The organism is Dactylosporangium vinaceum, from assembly GCF_019904175.1.
In the GTDB taxonomy this organism is placed as follows: Bacteria; Actinomycetota; Actinomycetes; order Mycobacteriales; family Micromonosporaceae; genus Dactylosporangium; species Dactylosporangium vinaceum.
On the sequence record NZ_CP061913.1, the window covers coordinates 4,939,843 to 4,957,242 of the forward strand.

The 17,400-nt window shown below is 72.1% G+C and carries 16 protein-coding genes; 13 read left to right on the forward strand and 3 right to left on the reverse strand.

The window, feature by feature from the left end; translation table 11 throughout:
* Window positions 1-64 precede the first annotated feature (64 nt).
* On the forward strand, window positions 65-988 hold the full coding sequence (locus Dvina_RS22085) for a hypothetical protein (RefSeq protein WP_223104360.1): 924 nt from the start codon (window positions 65-67) through the stop codon (window positions 986-988).
* On the opposite strand, the gene Dvina_RS22090 is transcribed toward Dvina_RS22085, so the two are convergent.
* Entirely contained in the window at window positions 958-1,737 is a 780-nt protein-coding gene (locus tag Dvina_RS22090; protein WP_223104361.1) for a bestrophin-like domain, read from the reverse strand. The genes Dvina_RS22085 and Dvina_RS22090 overlap by 31 nt on opposite strands.
* A gap of 88 nt (window positions 1,738-1,825) precedes the next feature.
* On the opposite strand from Dvina_RS22090, the gene glgX reads away from it, so the two are divergent.
* The 10 genes from glgX to Dvina_RS22140 all read left to right on the forward strand — a co-directional run bounded on the left by glgX (window position 1,826) and on the right by Dvina_RS22140 (window position 12,554).
* Window positions 1,826-3,865 (forward strand): glycogen debranching protein GlgX, encoded by a 2,040-nt coding sequence (glgX, locus tag Dvina_RS22095; protein WP_223104362.1) that lies wholly within the window; start codon window positions 1,826-1,828, stop codon window positions 3,863-3,865.
* Window positions 3,866-3,875: 10 nt separating this feature from the next.
* Window positions 3,876-6,011: an AGE family epimerase/isomerase gene (locus Dvina_RS22100; protein WP_223104363.1), complete on the forward strand. Its 2,136-nt coding sequence runs from the start codon at window positions 3,876-3,878 to the stop codon at window positions 6,009-6,011.
* Entirely contained in the window at window positions 6,008-6,592 is a 585-nt protein-coding gene (locus tag Dvina_RS22105) for a DJ-1/PfpI family protein (protein ID WP_223104364.1), read from the forward strand. The genes Dvina_RS22100 and Dvina_RS22105 overlap by 4 nt, the downstream gene beginning before the upstream one ends.
* A 13-nt stretch (window positions 6,593-6,605) precedes the next feature.
* Complete coding sequence (locus tag Dvina_RS22110) at window positions 6,606-7,034, forward strand: ester cyclase (RefSeq protein ID WP_223104365.1); 429 nt, start codon at window positions 6,606-6,608, stop codon at window positions 7,032-7,034.
* The gene (locus Dvina_RS22115; RefSeq protein ID WP_223104366.1) at window positions 7,031-7,804 is read left to right on the forward strand and encodes a DJ-1/PfpI family protein; all 774 of its coding nucleotides are present in this window, start codon (window positions 7,031-7,033) and stop codon (window positions 7,802-7,804) included. The genes Dvina_RS22110 and Dvina_RS22115 overlap by 4 nt, the downstream gene beginning before the upstream one ends.
* Window positions 7,797-8,618: an MBL fold metallo-hydrolase gene (locus tag Dvina_RS22120; RefSeq protein WP_223104367.1), complete on the forward strand. Its 822-nt coding sequence runs from the start codon at window positions 7,797-7,799 to the stop codon at window positions 8,616-8,618. The genes Dvina_RS22115 and Dvina_RS22120 overlap by 8 nt, the downstream gene beginning before the upstream one ends.
* Before the next feature lie 82 nt (window positions 8,619-8,700).
* Window positions 8,701-9,549, forward strand: a complete 849-nt coding sequence (locus tag Dvina_RS22125; RefSeq protein WP_223104368.1) for a type 1 glutamine amidotransferase domain-containing protein — start codon at window positions 8,701-8,703, stop codon at window positions 9,547-9,549.
* Window positions 9,536-11,323 carry an ankyrin repeat domain-containing protein gene (locus tag Dvina_RS22130; RefSeq protein ID WP_223104369.1) on the forward strand — a complete coding sequence of 596 codons (1,788 nt, stop codon included), beginning with the start codon at window positions 9,536-9,538 and terminating at the stop codon, window positions 11,321-11,323. The genes Dvina_RS22125 and Dvina_RS22130 overlap by 14 nt, the downstream gene beginning before the upstream one ends.
* A gap of 34 nt (window positions 11,324-11,357) precedes the next feature.
* The gene (locus Dvina_RS55250) at window positions 11,358-11,939 is read left to right on the forward strand and encodes a hypothetical protein (RefSeq protein WP_223104370.1); all 582 of its coding nucleotides are present in this window, start codon (window positions 11,358-11,360) and stop codon (window positions 11,937-11,939) included.
* A 60-nt stretch (window positions 11,940-11,999) separates the two neighbouring features.
* Window positions 12,000-12,554, forward strand: a complete 555-nt coding sequence (locus Dvina_RS22140) for a DUF4240 domain-containing protein (protein ID WP_246656367.1) — start codon at window positions 12,000-12,002, stop codon at window positions 12,552-12,554.
* A gap of 128 nt (window positions 12,555-12,682) precedes the next feature.
* On the opposite strand, the gene Dvina_RS22145 is transcribed toward Dvina_RS22140, so the two are convergent.
* A complete protein-coding gene (locus Dvina_RS22145; RefSeq protein ID WP_223104371.1) occupies window positions 12,683-13,285 on the reverse strand; it encodes a GNAT family N-acetyltransferase in 603 nt (200 codons plus the stop codon).
* 99 nt (window positions 13,286-13,384) lie between these two features.
* Here Dvina_RS22145 and Dvina_RS22150 point away from each other — a divergent pair, with 99 nt between their 5' ends.
* Window positions 13,385-14,161 carry a VOC family protein gene (locus Dvina_RS22150; RefSeq protein WP_223104372.1) on the forward strand — a complete coding sequence of 259 codons (777 nt, stop codon included), beginning with the start codon at window positions 13,385-13,387 and terminating at the stop codon, window positions 14,159-14,161.
* A gap of 396 nt (window positions 14,162-14,557) precedes the next feature.
* Here the strand turns inward: Dvina_RS22150 and Dvina_RS22155 are convergent, their stop codons facing one another.
* On the reverse strand, window positions 14,558-16,192 hold the full coding sequence (locus Dvina_RS22155) for a class I SAM-dependent methyltransferase (RefSeq protein ID WP_223104373.1): 1,635 nt from the start codon (window positions 16,190-16,192) through the stop codon (window positions 14,558-14,560).
* On the opposite strand from Dvina_RS22155, the gene Dvina_RS22160 reads away from it, so the two are divergent.
* Window positions 16,152-17,309: a glycosyltransferase gene (locus tag Dvina_RS22160; RefSeq protein ID WP_223104374.1), complete on the forward strand. Its 1,158-nt coding sequence runs from the start codon at window positions 16,152-16,154 to the stop codon at window positions 17,307-17,309. The genes Dvina_RS22155 and Dvina_RS22160 overlap by 41 nt on opposite strands.
* Window positions 17,310-17,400 lie beyond the last annotated feature (91 nt).

A 17,400-nucleotide genomic window follows, 5' to 3' on the forward strand; every position in this document is an offset into this window, starting at 1 on the left:
GCTCGCGGCGCCGCGCGACGACCTGGCGGCGCCGGGTGCGGGGCCGTTGTAGGCTTCCGGAACCATGGAGCCGTTGCCGTTGCCGCCCTGTGAGCCCGGTGGTCAGGACCTGCAGGCCGTGGCCGAGTCGGTGGTGGCGTGGGCCCGGTCGGAGGCGATGGCCGGGCTGGTCGGCGAGTTCGGGGGCGTGGCGGGCGGCGACCTCGACGAGCTCGCCGAGTTCTCGAAGGTCTGGGACTACCGGGCCGGGGTGAAGGAGCGCTTCGACACCGAGCGGGTCGACTTCGAGCCGGAGCGCGACGCGCGCGTGCGGGCGCTCATGCACGGGATCGGCATGGGTGGTGCGGCCCGTCCCGCGCACCGGCGCTACGACCACATCCTCGTGCTCGGCGGCGGGATCCGGGTCGCGCTGGGGCGCACCGACTACACGGCGCGGCTGCTCGCCGGCGGGCTCGGGCGCGGGTCGCTGACCGGGCTGGGCAGCCTGCGGCACCGCGACGACCGGGAGTTTCGCGAAGGGGCGCGGCTGGGGCTCGGACCCGTCGAGACCGAGGCCGACATGATGGCCGAGGCGTTCAAGCGGTCGCTCGGGCTCGGCGAGCCGACCGGCACCGGGCAGTACATCCGGTCCTGGGAGCACGACATCCGGGTGCTGGCGGCGCCGAGCACGCGGCCGGGCCGGCGGGCCAACACGGCCGACACGCTCACCGGGTGGGCGGAGCTGGTGCACACACCGTCCACAGAGGACCGGCTGCTGCTGGTGACGAACTCGCCGTACGTGCGCCACCAGCACTGTGACGCGATCCGGCTCCTCGGCCACCGCTACGGGTGCGGCGTGGAGACGATCGGCTACGACGAGGCCGCGGACGCGGCCTGGGGGCGGGCGCTGAGCACGACCGAGCTGCTGCAGGAGGTGCGCTCCTCGATCCTGGCCATGCGCAACCTCTACGCCTTCACTCAGGACAGCGCCTCGACGACCGTGCGGTAGGCCTCCGTGCCGACCGAGAACGCGCCGTAGTACGGGAAGTTCATCTCCACCACCAGGTACAGGTTCGTGGCGATGACGGCCGACGCGAGCACGAGCAGGATCCGGCGCACGGCCGTGTCCTCCAGGCCGAACAGCGGGCACAGCGCGAGCAGCGCCACGGTCGCGGCGAGCACACCGATCCACATCACCGGGCTCATCTGCCGGTCGACGGCCTCCGACTTGGCCGACTGCCGCAGCGCCTCGGCCTGGCCGATGGTGCGCATCGCCTCCGTCACGTACGCCTTCTGCGCCTCGCTCGACGCCGGCAGCGAGCCCACATAGGCGGTCAGCTCGTCCAGGTCGGCGATCCGGCGCGGGTCCGGGTCGGAGTTCAGGTGCGCCGGCCAGCCGGCGATGATGTCGCGCTCGTACTGCACGATGCGCGAGCGCACCGCCCGCTGCACGTCCCCGCCGAACACCGCGCTGCCCGGCACCAGCGGTGTCAGCGCCACCGCCTCCGAGCGCACGGTGTCCTGCGCGTCCTTGTACCCCTCCCACAGCGACACCACGCACAGCCCGATGACGATCGCGTACGCGACGCCGACGGTCGCCACGATCACGCCCGTGACCTCGTTGTGCCGCTTGAGCCGGCGGTGCGACAGGCGCCGGTGCACGAGCACGTCGAACGCCAGGGTCAACGCGGGCAGCCCGGCGATCAGCGCCAGCCCCACAAGCCACGCCGGGACGTCCCGGACCAGCCACAACTCCACGCGCTCACACGGTAATTGGCGCCGGGTGCGGCGAGAGCAGAACGCGGGAACCGGTTACCGTGGGCCACGGGCTTGCTACGGTCGCGCCATGACCTCGCACGCCCTTGACCAGGCGATGTACACCCTCGAGGCGGGGCGGGCCCACCCGTTCGGGGCGCGCTGCGACGCCGGGGGCGTGAACTTCGCGCTCTTTTCCGAGCACGCCACCGCCGTCGAGCTGCTGCTGTTCGACTCGTTCGACGCCGAAGCGCCGTCGCACGTGTTCGAACTCGACCCGCGGGACAACCGCAGCTTCGCCACCTGGCACTGCTATGTGCGCGGGCTGCGGGCCCCGGCCCACTACGGCTACCGCGTGCACGGCTCCGACCGCCCCGGCCACCGCTTCGACCCGCAGAAGGTGCTCCTCGACCCGTACGCCAAGGGCGTCACCCGGGCCCGCTGGGACCGGGGCGCGGCGTGCCGGCCCGGCGACAACACGGCCACGTCGATGCGCGCGGTCGCCATCGACGCGGACGCGTACGACTGGAAGGGCGACCGGCCCCTGAACCGGCCGCTGGCCGACCAGGTCATCTACGAGCTGCACGTCGGCGGCTTCACCCGCTCGCCCAGTGCCACGGTCAGCCGGCCGGGAACGTTCACGGCCGTCGCCGAGAAGATCCCGCACCTGACCCGGCTCGGCGTCACCGCTGTCGAGCTGATGCCGGTCGCCGACTTCGACGACTCGCAGGCCGGGAACTTCTGGGGGTACAGCACCGCCGCCTTCTTCGCACCGCACGCCGGCTACTGCACCAGCCCGGGCAGCGGCGCCCACCTCGACGAGTTCCGGGACATGGTGCGGGCCCTGCACGGCGCCGGCATCGAGGTGTACCTCGACGTGGTCTTCAACCACACCGACGAGGGCAACCAGCTCGGCCCGCTGTTCAGCTTCGCCGGCCTGGACAACGCGAACTACTACTACCTCGACCCGGCCGACCCGCGGTACTACGACGACTACTCCGGCTGCGGCAACACCCTGATGGCCAACCACCCCATCGTCACCAAGCTCGTCACGGACTGCCTCGAGTTCTGGGTCCGCGACATGCACGTCGACGGGTTCCGCTTCGACGAGGCCGCCGTGCTGACCCGCGGCGCCGGCGGTGCCGTGCTCGACGAGCCGCCGGTCGTGTGGCAGATCGAGCTGTCCGAGACCCTGGCCGACACGAAGATCATCGCGGAGGCGTGGGACGCGGCCGGGGCCTACGAGGTCGGGCGCTACCCCGGGTATCGCTGGGCCGAGTGGAACGGCCGGTTCCGCGACACGATGCGCCGCTTCGTGCGCGGCGACGCCGGCCTGGTCGGTGACGTCGCCGACCGGCTCGGCGGGAGCGCCTCGCTGTACCAGGCGCGCGGCCATGCCCCCGGCAACAGCATCAACTTCATCACCTGCCACGACGGCTTCACCCTGGCCGACCTGGTCTCGTACGACACCAAGCACAACGAGGCCAACGGCGAGCACAACCGCGACGGCAACGACGACAACATGTCCTGGAACTGCGGCGTCGAGGGGCCGACCGACGACCCGGCCGTGCTCGCGCTGCGCGAACAGCAGATGAAGAACCTGGCCACCCTGCTCATGCTGTCCCGCGGCGTGCCGATGGTCCTCGGGGGCGACGAGTTCGCCCGCACCCAGCAGGGCAACAACAACGCCTACTGCCAGGACAACCCGATCGGCTGGGTCGACTGGCACCTCGCGGGGCGCAACGCCGGGCTGCTGCGCTACTGGCGCGAGCTGCTCGCGTTCCGGGAGCGCCACGCGACGCTGCGCGCCAACGAGTTCTACGCGCCGGACGAGATCACCTGGCACGGCACCGAGCTCGGCGCACCCAACTGGTCCGATCCGCAGGCCCGGGCCCTCGCGTGCACGGTCCGCGGCCGTGCGGGCGGGCCCGACCTGCACGTCATGATGAACATGTACTGGGAGCCGCTGGACTTCCAGATCCCCGCCGACGGCCGCCGCTGGGTCCGCGCCGTCGACACCGCCCGGCCCGCCGGCGACGACCTGCGCGGCGAGGGCGCCGAACCCGCCGTGCCCGGCCCGACCTGCGCCGTGGCGGCCCGCAGCATCACCGTGCTCCTCTCCCACGCCTAGGAGTTCACCAGTGCCCAACGCCATCGACTTCACGTTCTCCGACCTCATCGCCGGCTACGTCATCAGCTACGACGAAGCCGGTCGCACCATCGAGCTCAACACCTCCGACGGCCGCCCGTTCCGGATCCTGATCACGGACACGACGACCGCGGAGCTGGTGCGCAACCTGGGCGACGGGTACCTCGACGCGACCGCCCAGCTGGCCAAGATGCTGGCGCACGGCCGGCTCGTGCACGTGTACGGGATCTTCTATCCGGAAGACGGCGGCACGGCGTTCGAGGCCAAGCACCTGCTGATGTTCGGCAAGGAGCCCGACGAGTTCCGGTTCGAGTCGCCCGGCTGGTGGGTCGACCAGATCGGGAAGATCGCCGACTTCTACCTCGACGAGGAGTTCGGGCCGGGGGCGACGGCCTTCGACTACCGTGGGTACCGCACGGACCTGTCGATGGAGGGCGCGAAGGCGGCGACCGCGCGGCAGGAGACGGACACCATCTCCCGGCTGGTGTACGGGCTGGCGACCGCGTACATCATGACCGGCCGTGAGCGATACCTGCAGGCGGCGAACGCGGGCGCGCAGTACATGGTCGACCATCTGTGCAGCATCGACCGCAGCCAGCAGATCGCGTACTGGTACCACGCGCTCGTCATCAACCCGGACGGCACCGAGCGCAAGATCTTCGCCTCCGAGTTCGGCGACGACTTCGACGCCATCCCGTGCTACGAGCAGATCTACGCGCTGGCCGGCATCACGCAGGTGTACCGCATCACCGGCGACCCGAAGCTGCGCGAGATCATCGACCTGACGGTCAACCTGTTCCAGCACTACTTCCGCGACGACGAGCGGCGCGGCTACTACTCGCACATCGACCCGGTCACGTTCGACCCGCACAGCCCGTCGCTCGACGACGGCACGCGCACGAACCGCGACCGCAAGAACTGGAACTCGATAGGCGACCACATCCCGGCGTACCTGATCAACCTGTACCTGTGCACGAACGAGCAGCGCTACGCCGACGAACTCGCCGACCTGTGCAACCTCATCACCGAGCACTTCCAGGACTTCGACAGCAGCCCGTTCGTGCAGGAGAAGTTCCACGGCGACTGGAGCCCGGACCGCGCGTACGGCCAGCAGCTCGACCGGGCCATCGTCGGGCACAACCTGAAGATCGCGTGGAACCTGGCCCGGGTCAACAACCTGCGCCCCAACGCCGACTGGGTCGCGTTCGCCCGCCGCATCGCCGACGTCATGCCGGGCGTCGGCATGGACCGCCAGCGCGGCGGCTGGTACGACATGGTCGAGCGGCACACCGGGCCCGGCGAGCGGTTCCACCGCCTGGTCTGGCACGACCGCAAGGCGTGGTGGCAGCAGGAGCAGGGCATCCTGGCCTACCAGATCCTCAACGCGGTCTTCGACAACCCGTTCTACGCCAAGTACGCCCGGGAGAGCTCGGCCTTCTACAACGGCTGGATGCTCGACACGACGGCCGGCGGCGTCTACTTCAACGTCCTGGCCAACGGCAACCCGTTCATGCTCGGCGGCGAGCGCAGCAAGGGCTCGCACTCGATGGCCATGTACCACAGCGCCGAGCTGTGCTACCTCTCCGCGGTGTACCAGAACCTGGAGACCGAGGAGCAGCCCCTGGAGCTGTACTTCCGGCCGAAGCCGGGCGCGTTCGGCGGCACCCTGCGCGTCGCCCCGGACCTGCTGCCGCCCAAGGCCGTGCGCATCCAGCAGGTGTGGGTCGACGGCCACGAGCACGCCGACTTCGACGCCGAGACGATGACGGTGAACCTGCCGCACAGCACCGAGCCGCAGTCGGTCCGCGTGCGCCTGGCCGCATCGACAGTCGCGTTCAGCGCCGACACCGTGCGGATCGGCGACGGCAGCGCCACCATCCGCGTCGCCGGCTCGCTCACCCCGCCGCGCCTGGGCATCTTCAAGGAGGCGGTGGAGGGCGCGCTCGACCACGGCTGCCGGCGCGTCGAGCTCGACGCGGCCGCGCTCGTCTACCTCGACGCGGAGGCGACCCGCTACCTGGCCTGGCTCAAGCAGGAGCGCGACTTCGAGCTGCGGGTCACCGGCGCCGCCGGGCAGCCCGAGCGAGAGCTGCGCGACAGCGAACTCGACCAGGAGCTGGTCCGGTGAGGCTGGCCGGGCACCGCATCGCGGTCCTCATCGAGAGCGACTTCTACGAGCACGAGATCTGGTACTACTCCTACCGCTTCCCGGAGGAGGGCGCGGAGGTGCACTTCCTGACCCGGCTGTGGGGCCAGCCGCAGCTGACGTTCACCGGGCACGAGTACAAGGCGCCGTTCGTCTGCGAGCGCTCGTTCGAGGACCTGGACGATGCCGCGTTGCGCTCCTACTCGGCGGTGATCGTGCCGAGCGCGTTCGTGTCCGACCGGCTGCGCTACAGCGAGAACCTGAGCGAGCTGCCGCCGGCGACCCGGTTCCTGCAGCGGGCGTTCGCCGAGCCGACGATCGTCAAGGGCATCATCTGCCACGGCCTGTGGCTGCTCTCGCGCACGCCGGAGCTGGTCCGCGGCCGCGAGGTGACGTGCCACCCGAACCTGTACGGCGACGCGCTCAACATGGGCGCCCGCTACGTCGACCGCGACGTCGTCGTCGACGGCGACCTGGTCACCGGGCGCACCGGCGCACAGGCCGGCCTGTTCGCCCGGGCCGTCATCGACCGGGTCGCGGCCGCGGTCCCGGCGCACGTCTGAGAGGGGGGCGACAGTGCAGCACGCCGAGGCCGAGCGGCTGATCGAGCCGTTCTACGACCTGTTCCGCAGCAAGCGCCGGGACTGGGATGCCGGGTTCGCCGTCCTCGCCGACGACTGGCGCTCGTACTACACCAACGGGCGCTACCGGACGAAGGCGGACACGCGACCGTACATCGAAGGGCTCTTCGATCTGGTCCCGGACATCAACGTGGAGATCCTCCACCTGAGCGTCGGCGGTGTGTACATCGCCGTGCGCAGCGAACTGTCCGGCACCCCGGCCCGCGACTTCATGGTCCCGCACACGGGGCGCTCGTTCAGCATCATGACCATCGACGTCCACGAGGTCGGCGACGACGGGCGGCTGTCGGTCCTGCACCACCTGGAGGACTGGGGCACGGCCATCCGGCAGCTGCAGGGCACGGAACTTCAGGAGGTCCAATGAGGATCCTGGTCATCGCGTCCAACTACGGGGTGTGGGCGGAGGAGCTGCAGGGGCCGTGGGACGCCCTGCGCGAGGCCGGGCACGAGCTCACCCTCGCCACCTACCTCGGCAAGACCCCGCTGCCCGGCGTCATCAGCATGGACCCGGAGTTCGTCGACCCCATGCAGAAGGTGAAGATGAACCCGCCCGAGCTGCTGGCCCGGGTGAACCAGATCCTCGACACCGGCGAGTGGGACCATCCGATCCGCACCCGCGACGCCGACATGGCCGAGTACGACGCGCTCGTCATCGTCGGCGGCGCCGGGTCGGCCCTCGACGTGGCCGGCAGCGGGCTCGTGCACCGGCTCGTGCTGGACGCGTACAAGAGCGGCAAGACGATCGGCGCGCTCTGCTACGCGGTCGGCGCGCTCGCGCTCACCCGCGACCCGGACAACGGCATGCGCAGCGTCATCCACGGCCGCCACGTCACCGCCCACCCGCACGCGTGGGACTTCGTCGAGGACCTGCAGTACGACGTCGTGCGCTCCACGCCGGACAACCCGCGGCTGCAGCTCACGACGAGCGGGTTCGTGTTCCCGCTGCAGTACATGGTCGAGGACGCCGTCGGCCCCGACGGGACTGTCGCCGCGGACCCGACGACGTCCCGGGAACGCCCCAGCGTCGTCTACGACGCGCCGTTCGTCACCGGTCTGTCGGTCGAGTCGGCCCAGGCGTTCGGCGCCAAGCTCGTCGAGGTCCTCGACCGCAAGCCGGTGAGCGCGCATGCCTGACCTGCCCGAGCCCACGATCAGTGCCATCGAACGCGGCGACCTGACCATCCACACGTTCATGGCGCCCGACGAGTTCCTGGCGGACTCGACCCACGTGCTGGAGACCGCGAACGCGCTCGTCGTCATCGACGGGCAGTTCGTCGCGCCGTATGCGACGGCCTTCCGGCGCTTCGTCGACGCGTTCGACAAGCCGATCCGCAAGGTGTACCTCAGCCACGCCCACGTCGACCACTGGTTCGGCCTGAGCACGGCGTTCGCGGACGTGCCCGTCTGGGCCGCCGCCGACACGATCGCGCAGCTGCGCGACTCGGGCGAGTCGGAGCGGGCCGAGCGGCAGGCGCAGTACGGCCCGTTCGTCCCCGACGCCGTCGTCATGCCCGAGCACGTCGCCGAGCCGGGCCACGACACCGTCGACGGCGTCGACTACCACATCGACGTCGTGCGCAACGCCGAGTGCGCCGCGCAGCTCGTGCTCACCCTGCCCGGCCACGGCGTGACGATCGCCCAGGACCTGGTCTACAGCGGCACCCACGTGTACGTCACCCGCAACGCCGCGAACACGATCGCGCTGCTGCGGATCATGGCGACGTCCGGCTCCGACGCGTTCCTGGCCGGCCACGGCCCGGTCGCCGACGCCGCCGAGGTGCTGCACAACGCCGACTACCTGGCGTTCGCCGAGCAGCGGTTGGCCCACGACGACCCGGCGACGTTCCGCGAGGCGCTGCTCGCCGCATACCCGCAGCGCCGCTGCCCGCAGCTGCTGGACATCTTCATCCCGCGCCTGTTCGAGACGACAGCACTGGAGGTCACGTGATTGGTACGGAGCGAAGCGGAGTGGTCAATCACCATGGGCGCAGGTTTCTATGCCTGGCCCGGAGCGAAGCGGAGGGTCAGGCATGAGCAAGCATGTGCTTTGTGTCGTGTCGGAGTACGGCTTCTGGGCCCAGGAGCTGCTGCTGCCGGTCGACCGGCTCGAGTCGGCCGGGATCGCGGTGCACTTCGCGAGCCCGACGGGCGCACAGCCGACCCCGGACGGCGGCAGCCTCGACAGCTCCTATGTGGACCCGCCGCTGGGCCGGCCGGTGACGTCGAAGGAGATGGAGGAGCGGGCGCGTTCGACGGACTGGGAGACGTACTTCAAGGACCGGCAGAGCCTCGCCGACCTGCTGCCCGTGCGGCCGTACCTGAGCTCCGGCAGTTACATCGCGGCGATGGAGGAGTACTACGACAAGCGGCAGGCGGCCTGGGACGCGATAGTGCCCCGCTACGACGCACTGCTGCTCGTCGGCGGCAGCGGCCCGATCGTCGACATGGTGAACAACCCGCGGGTGCACGACCTGGTCCTCGGGTTCCACGCGGCCGGGAAGCTCATCGCGGCCGAGTGCTACGCCGTGACGTGCCTGGCGATGGCCCGCGAGCTCGACGACCGGCGCCCGATCATCGAGGGCCGGCACGTCACCGGGCACACGATGGAGTACGACTACACCTCGGGCTGGGCGGTCATGGCCAACGGCGCGCCGCTGGTCTTCAACGCGCCGCCGTTCTCGCTCGAGTACATCCTGCGCGACGCGGTCGGCCCGCACGGCCGCTTCCACGGCAACGTCGGCCGGCGGCTGTCCGTCATCCTCGACCACCCGTTCCTGACCAGCCGCTCGGTCGGTGAGAGCGACCTCTGCGGCCAGGTCATGGTCGAGGCGCTGACGCAGGACCGGCGCGAGTACGGCTTCGCTCGTGATCACGGATGACGAGCGCGGCCGCCTGCTGCTGAACCTGGCGGACGAGCACTCGCTGAGCGCGCTCAAGGTCCTGTCGATGCTGGGGAGCCGGACCCCGCACCCGGACGCGGTGCGGGCCGAGGTCCTCGCCGGCTGGCCCGCGCAGGGCCCGGTGCTGGCGCTGGCCGGTGCCCTGCTGCGGCTCAGGGCGATCGACGACCGCGAGTCCCTGGCCGCCCGGCTCGGGCCCACGCTGGCCGACATGGCGGCGCGGGCGGCGACGCGCGAGGAGCACTTCATGACGATCGCGGTCGCCGACGAGTGCGGCGCGCCCGACCGGTCGGTGCTCGCCGCCTCGATCGCGTTCTTCCGCGCCATGGAGCACGAGGACGGCACGTTCGGCCCGGACCCGCTCGACAACGCCATCGCCGCCAGTGCGCTGCTGCGCATCGGTGAGCCGCTGCGGGACCCGTCCACCGTGGGCAAGCTGCTCGTCGCACTGCCGGGGCCCGACCTGTGGCTCACGTACTGTGCGATGCGCGCGCTGGCGCTGCTCGGACTGGCGCCGGAGCCGGCCCGGCTGGACATCCCGCCCCGGTCCACCGTGGACGAGATCTACCAGCGGCTGAGCGTGATGGCGTGGACGGTGGAGCCGGTGTTCGCCGCCGCCCGCGCCGGTGACCTCGACACCCTGGCCCGCTACCTGCGCAGCGGCGGCGACCCCGACCTCCGCGACCTGCAGGGCTGGACGCTGCTGTGCGCCGCCGCGGTCCGCGGCCGGGCCGACGCCGTGCGGATGCTCCTGGACGCCGGTGCCGACCCGGACCTGCGCGTCGCCGACGCCGACGCCCTCCCGGTCTTCTGGGCGGCCCAGCACGGCGACCTCGACACCGTGAAGGTCCTGCTGGACCGCCGCCCCGAGCACATCACGGCGATCAGCCGCGTCAACGGCCACACCGTGCTGTTACAAGCCGTCTTCTTCGGTACCGCCAGACACCGCGACCTCGTCGCCTGGCTCCTGTCCACCTTCGACCCGGCCCCGCAGCTCGTCGCCTGCAACGTCCGCGGCTACACGGCCCGGGCGATGGCCGGACTGTGGCACAACGAGGCGATCCTGGCCCTGCTGCCACCGGGGGACGCCGCCGCCGAGGCCGCCTACCATGACAGGCTCCTGACCTCGATCGCCGGCCCGGCCGACCCGCCGGTGGACGAGCTCGTCGCCGCCCTGGCCGACCCCCGCGACCAGGAGCGCATCACGGCCGCCGTGAACGCTCCCGGCCTCGACCTCAACCGCCGGGGCGGCCCGCTCGGCCAGACCCCGATCATCGCGGCCGTCACCGGCACGGACCCGGACCAGGCCACCGCCGAGGCCCGCCTCCGCGTCGTCGCCGAGCTGCTGCACCGCGGCGCCGACCCCGACATCCCGGAGCGCCACCCGATGGCCGTCGACGCGGTCATCCGCGCCGCGGTCCTCAACCACTTCGCGTGTCTGCGCGAGATCGCGGTACACATGCCGCCACTCGCCTTTGCCGCGGCGCTGAACGAGCGCCCGGCGATCAACGGGCAGACGGCCCTCGACGACACCGTCCACCGGGCCCTCACCGCCACCGCGTCCACACTGGACAGTCACCTGGACCAGATCCGCTGGGCCATCGCCCACGGCGCCCGGCCCGACATCCCCGACCACACCGGCGTCACCCCGCTCGGCCGCGCCACCGCCGCCCGCACCGACCCGGTCCTGCAGGCCCACGCCGCCGCCGTCCTCGACGCGCTCGGGTCAGCGCAGCCGGGCCGGCCTCACTAGGATCGGCGGGGACCGAGACACGGGGGTGTACTCGATGCCCTACCGCTGGGAGCTGCGCACCGACGGCCCGGCCCGCCCGTGGCCCGACGCCGCCGACCGCCTCGTCGCCACCATCACCGCCCTGGCCCGGACGTTCCCCGGCGAGGCCGGCCCGCTCCGCCTGACCCCGGCCGGCTCACTCAGCCTCGGCCGGGGCCGCCTCTGGCTGGCGTGGCACGACCCGGGCGGGGGCCGCACCCAGCTGCGCGTCGGCACCAAGCCGCAGCTGAACCCGGTCCTGGAGGAGCGGCTGCCCGACGTGGCCGCCCTGGTCGCCGAGCTCGGCCGGCTCTGGCGGGCCGACTACGCCTGGATCGACATGCCCCACGTCCGCCGCGAGTGGAACCGCACCGGCCCCGGCCACCCGGTGTTCTCCCTGGCCACCTGGCTCGCGGCGGCCGCCGCCCACACCGACACCACCGGCCTCGACGTCGACACCACCGACACCCCGGACGGCCGCCTGATCGTCCTGCGCCGCCCGGCCGCCGCCATCGGCAACGACGAGGAGGGCACCCTGAGCGGCGGCCGCGCCCTGGTCGAGGCCCTCACCGCCCGCACCACGCGACCGGCGGCCTGATCGCGGCTCCCCTGACGCGCAGCCCGCGCCGCGCCCGGCCCGCATGGCAGGATCGGCGGCATGGGGATCATGGAGCGGGACGAGTTCTGGGCCGTCGTCGACGGAGCCCGGGCCGGCATCGAGGACACCCGCGACGGTGACTACGCCGAGGAGGTCGCCGAGCGGGTCGGGACGCGCCTGGCCGAGCTCGGACCGGCGGCGGCCGTGGCGTTCACCCTGCGGTACGACGCGCTCATGGCCGAGTCCTCCAGCTGGAACCTGTGGGGCGCCGCCTACCAGATGAAGGGCGGCTGCTCCGACGACGCCTTCGACTACTTCCGCGGCTGGCTCGTCGTCCAGGGCCGCGACACCTGGGAGCGGGCCCTCGCCGACCCCGACACCCTGGCCGGCCTCGGCGTGGACCCGGACGACGACTACCTCGAGTGCGAGTCGATGCTCAGCGCCGGGGACGCGGCCTTCGACGACCCCGACGACTTCTTCGCGGCCCTGCAGGCGGCCCGGGACGAGCTGCCCGCGGGCACGTTCACCCGGCAGATGCGCGACGACGACTGGGACTTCGACGACCCGGACGAGGTACGGGCCCGCCTCCCGCGGCTGGCCGCGATCTACCGCTGAGCACGTTGCCGGAAGTCCTGTCCGCTGGGCCGACTCAGACGGCCGGGCCGTCGGGCGACAGTCGCCGGGGTTACGGACAGGACTGCTGAGCAGGCGCCTAGTGTCGTGAGTCGTCCCATCGTCGGCAGTCAGCGGTCGTGGACAACACCCTGGTCCGGGGCGGGGCCGACGACCCGGCGCACGACCCAGTGGTGCTTGCCGATGCGCCGATCGCGGGCGAAGCCGTGCCGCTCGAACAGCGCCACCGTGCCGTTGTGCAGGAACGCGTTCGCCACCGTGCGGCCGGCGACGTCCTCCGGGTAGCTCTCCACGACCCCGCCGCCGGCCGCCGCGATCAGCTCCAGCGCACCGCCCAGCGCCGCGTCGGCCACACCCCGCCGGCGGTGGCTGCGAGCCACGAAGAAGCACGTGACCCGCCAGTCCGGCGCGGTCGCCCCGCCCTCCTCGTACGCCTTGCGCCGCTTGATGCGCGGCAACTCCCCGGCGGGCCCGTACTGGCACCAGCCGACGCAGGCCCCGCCCTCGTGGACAAGCGCGGCGTGCGCCCGCCCGTCCCGGACCCGGGCCTCCTTGGCCGCGCGGTTGTCCGCGGGCGTGTGACCACGGCCGACGCCCTCGGCGTGGAAGGCCATGCACCAGCAGCCCCCGAACACGCCGTTGTGGGCGGCGACGAGCGCGGCGAACCCGTCCCACGTGGCGGCGTCGAGGGCCCTGACGTCGAAGTCGGTCACCGTCCAACTTTATGCTCACCCGTAAGTGGCCGAAATGTTTTTCCCCACGGGGTCGGGGAACTCCCCGACCGTGTTGCCGGCGAGCCCTGAGGAGCGGACATGACGACGACACGGCCTGCCGAAGCCGCGGCACTACCCCCGGCGAACGGCGCGGCCAGCCGATTCGTGGGCGTCACCCTGGACGCGGTCGACGTCGAGGCCGTCGGCAGCTTCTGGGCCGCGGCCCTGCGCGGCCGGCTCGTCGAGACCACCCCGGACCGGTGGCGCGTGCAGACCTCGCGCCGCCCCGACGTCACCGAGATGATCTGGATCAACGCCGTCGACCGCCCGCGCGCCGGCAAGACCCGGGTCCACATCGACGTCCGCCTGGGCGACGACTCACCCGGCGCCCTGCTGCGGGCCGGCGCCCAGGTCCTGCGCAGCCCCGGCATCGACCCCTGGTACGTGCTGGCCGACCCGGAGGGCAACGCCTTCTGCGCGTACCCGTCCACCCCCGACCGCCCGGCCGGCATGTTCGAGCTCGTGGTCGACAGCCGTGACGCCCACGCCCAGGCGTACTGGTGGGCGTCGCTGCTCGACGGCCACGTCGAGGAGGAGGGCGCCGCCGCCGCGGTCACCGGCACCGCGGCGATCCCATGGGACTACCTGGTCTTCGAGCCGGTCCCGGAGCCCAAGCGCGACCGCAACCGGATGCGCTGGCACATCGAACTGACGCACATCGACACGGACCGCCTGGTCGCGGCCGGCGCCGTGCTGCTGGGCGAGTCCGGGACGGCCGACGACCGCGTCTGGGAGCTGGCCGACCCGGAGGGCAACGAGTTCTACGCCCATCCTGCGGGCCGCTTCACGACACCGGCCGCCGACCCTCTCACCTGACGCCCGTCTTCGACCTCTGACGCCCGTCCTCGACCTCCTGACGCCCGTCGTCGACCTCTTGACGCACGGCTTCGACCTCTGACGCGCGGCTTCGGCCTCTTGACGTGCATCTTTGGCCTCCTCCTGATGCACGGCTTCGGCCTCCTGGCGCCCAGCTTTGACCGGCGGCCCGGCGGCGTCCGCTTGCCGATCCCGGCCGCGGGTGCCGGTCCTCGATTCGGGCGCTCAGCCGGTCGAACGTGTCAGCGGTGTTGGCTCCGGTCGGTGGCGCCGGTGATCGGGCCGGGTGCTCAGCCGGCCGGACGTGTCAGCGGTGTTGGCTCCGGTCGGTGGCGCCGGTGATCGGGCCGGGCGCTCAGCCGGCCGGATGTGTCCGCCGCAGGTCGGGGCGCCCGGTCACGACGGTGGCCGGCGGGCGACGATGAACAGGCCGCTCTCCTCGCGCACGTGCTCGACATCGAGCCCGGCGGCGGCGAACCACGGGGCGAGCTCCGGCCAGGTGTACCGGTTCTCGATCGGCGCACTCAACCGGTCGAACGTGTCAAGCCACAGGCTGCGCACAGGCTTGCCCCGGTAGAAGGCGAGCGGAAGGCCACGCAGCCCCGGCACGCGCGCGGGCAGCACGAACCCGGCGTACAGCAGCGCGGCGAGCGGCGCGCACACGGCCCGGAGCACACCGAACGGCAGCCGGACCGTGACCCGGCGAGCCACGGCCGCAGCGGCCAGCGCGGCCCGGCGCAGCCCCCGGCCGGTCGGGCGGCTGTACAGGTACACCAGCAGCAGGCCACCCGGGGCGAGGAGCCGCGCGACCCGCTCGAACCCGCCCCGGGGATCGGGCAGGTGGTGCAGCACGCCGAGGCAGGACACGAACCCGAAGCTCGCCTCGGCCAGCGGCATCGCGTCGATCTGAGCCCGCACGACCACGGCACCGGGCGCGTCACGGAGATGGTGGACGGCGGCGGTGACCGCATCCGAGCCGTCGAGCGCAACCAGCGCCCGCAGGTGCCGAGCCGTGTACCGGGTGTACCGGGCCTTGCCACACCCGATGTCCGCACCGACCCGGCCATCGAGTTCGGCCAGGTCCAGATCAGCAACATACCGCCGCCAGAACGACTCGTCCTCGGGCCGCTCCGCGTCGAACGTCGTCCACTCGTACCCGAAACTGTCAAGCGTGCGCGCCTGCGCCGGGTCCGTGACCGCACTGGAAGCGTCCAGATACCCGTCCCGCCACGGCAGCACATGCGCATTCGCGCACCGCACAACAAACTCCCGCACACCTCGCCCGCCCAGCCCGCCCAGCCCGCGCGGCTCGCTCGGTTCGCTCGATCCGTGCGGTTCGCTCAGTTCGCTCAGTTCGCTCGGTCCGCGCGGCTCGCTTAGCTCGCGCGATTCGCTCAACTTGTGCGGTTCGCTCAACTTGTGCGGTTCGCTCAGCTCGTGCGGTTCGCTCAGCTTGTGCGGTTCGCTCGGCTCGTGCGGTTCGCTCGGCTCGTGCGGTTCGCTCAGCTCGTGCGGTTCGCTCTGTTCGCGCGGCTTGCGCGGTTCACTCATACCGCTCGTGCGCGAGGTGCCCGCGTCGCTCAGTTCGCGCATACCGCTCAGGTCCGGGTTGCGCAGCTCGCGCAGTTCGCTCACGTGGCTCATGTCCGGGCTGCGCACGTCGCTCACGTCGCTCATGGCCAGGTTGCGCGCGTCGCCGAGTTCGCTCATGTCCTGTTCGCTCGGTTCGCTCATGGCGATCGGGTCGCAGGTCAGGTCGTGCACGCTCGGTTCGCCCATCGCGCTCGGTTCGCGCCCAGCGGTCGGTTTGCGCGCAGCGGTCGGTTCGCTCAGGTCGCTCAGGTCCAGGTGCGCGCCGCAAACGTGGCAACGCAGCAGTTCGGCGACACTGGCGACGGCGTTCACGAGTGTTGTCCCTTCGAGCGGTAATAGGCTGCAATATACCGAAATATCGGACGCCAGGAGGTCTGTCGTGCAGCGGTTGCGGGTCATGCGCGTGCTGACGCGGATGAACGTCGGCGGGCCGTCCATGCAGGTCACCACCCTGCAGCGACATCTCGACGCGGCGCGGTACGACCAGCGCCTCTACACCGGACACGTCGGCGACGACGAGGCCGACTACCAGGCGCTGTTCGCCCCGGACCTGCCCGTGCACCGGATCGCCGGCCTCGGCCGCCGCATCGGCCCCGGCGGTGACGCGCGAGCATTCGTGCAGCTGTATGCACACATGCGCAGGTTCCGCCCGCACATCGTGCACACGCACACGGCGAAGGCCGGCGTGCTCGGGCGCCTGGCGGCGGTGGCGGCCGGCGTGCCTGTGCGCGTGCACACCTTCCATGGGCACCTGCTGCACGGCTACTTCTCGCCGCGGGCGACACGCGTCATGGTCGGTGTCGAGGCCGCGCTGGCCCGGCGGACGCAGCGCCTCGTGAGCGTCGGTGCCCGCGTGCGCGATGACCTCCTCGCGGCGGGGATCGGGGACGCCGTCCGCTACCGGGTGATCGGGCCCGGGACCGTGCTGCCGCCGCTGCCGGACCGTGCTGCGGCCCGGCGGGAACTGGGACTGGACGGCTCCGGTCCGGTCGTCGCGTACGTCGGCCGGGTCACCGGCATCAAACGCCCGGACCGGTTCCTCGCTGCGGCCCGGCTCGTGCGGGCCGCCGTGCCGGACGCGCAGTTCGTGGTGTGCGGAGCCGGTGACCGCCTGGCCGCAACCCGGGCGGCCGCCGTGGACCTGGGGCCGGCCGTGCGCTTCACGGGCTGGCGCGCCGACGTGCACACCGTCTACGCCGCGGCCGACGTGGTGCTCCTGACCTCCGACAACGAGGGCACACCGGTCTGCCTGATCGAGGCCGCGCTGGCCGGTCGCCCGTGCGTGGCCACCCGCGTCGGCAGCGTCCACGAGGTCGTCCTCGACGCGCGGACCGGCCTGCTCACCGACCCCGCCGCCGAACCGCTCGCCGCCGCCACCGTCCGCCTGCTGCAGGACGAGGACCTCCGGGCCCGCCTCGGCCGCCAGGCCGCCGACCACGCCGCAACGCAGTTCGGTCCGAGCCGGCTGATCACCGGGATCGATCGGCTGTACGCCGAGATCGCCGTCGAGCACGGCTGGTGGCCCGAGCACGAAACCGTGTCCGCGCCCGTCTGACTACCGCCTGCCCGACCCGACGCTGCCCGACCCGACCCGGCCCATTGCCGCCGACGATTCCAGCACGCCGCCCGTGCAGCTCGCCGCGATT

Coding starts and splice junctions, on each gene's coding strand:
- Dvina_RS22125 (WP_223104368.1), top strand. CDS start 8,701: ATGAGCAAGCATGTGCTTTGTGTCGTGTCGGAGTACGGCTTCTGGGCC.
- Dvina_RS22115 (WP_223104366.1), top strand. CDS start 7,031: ATGAGGATCCTGGTCATCGCGTCCAACTACGGGGTGTGGGCGGAGGAG.
- Dvina_RS22155 (WP_223104373.1), bottom strand. CDS start 16,192: ATGGACGGCCCGCCGACGTTCATCCGCGTCAGCACGCGCATGACCCGC.
- Dvina_RS22150 (WP_223104372.1), top strand. CDS start 13,385: ATGACGACGACACGGCCTGCCGAAGCCGCGGCACTACCCCCGGCGAAC.
- Dvina_RS55250 (WP_223104370.1), top strand. CDS start 11,358: ATGCCCTACCGCTGGGAGCTGCGCACCGACGGCCCGGCCCGCCCGTGG.
- Dvina_RS22160 (WP_223104374.1), top strand. CDS start 16,152: ATGCGCGTGCTGACGCGGATGAACGTCGGCGGGCCGTCCATGCAGGTC.
- Dvina_RS22120 (WP_223104367.1), top strand. CDS start 7,797: ATGCCTGACCTGCCCGAGCCCACGATCAGTGCCATCGAACGCGGCGAC.
- glgX (WP_223104362.1), top strand. CDS start 1,826: ATGACCTCGCACGCCCTTGACCAGGCGATGTACACCCTCGAGGCGGGG.
- Dvina_RS22140 (WP_246656367.1), top strand. CDS start 12,000: ATGGGGATCATGGAGCGGGACGAGTTCTGGGCCGTCGTCGACGGAGCC.
- Dvina_RS22085 (WP_223104360.1), top strand. CDS start 65: ATGGAGCCGTTGCCGTTGCCGCCCTGTGAGCCCGGTGGTCAGGACCTG.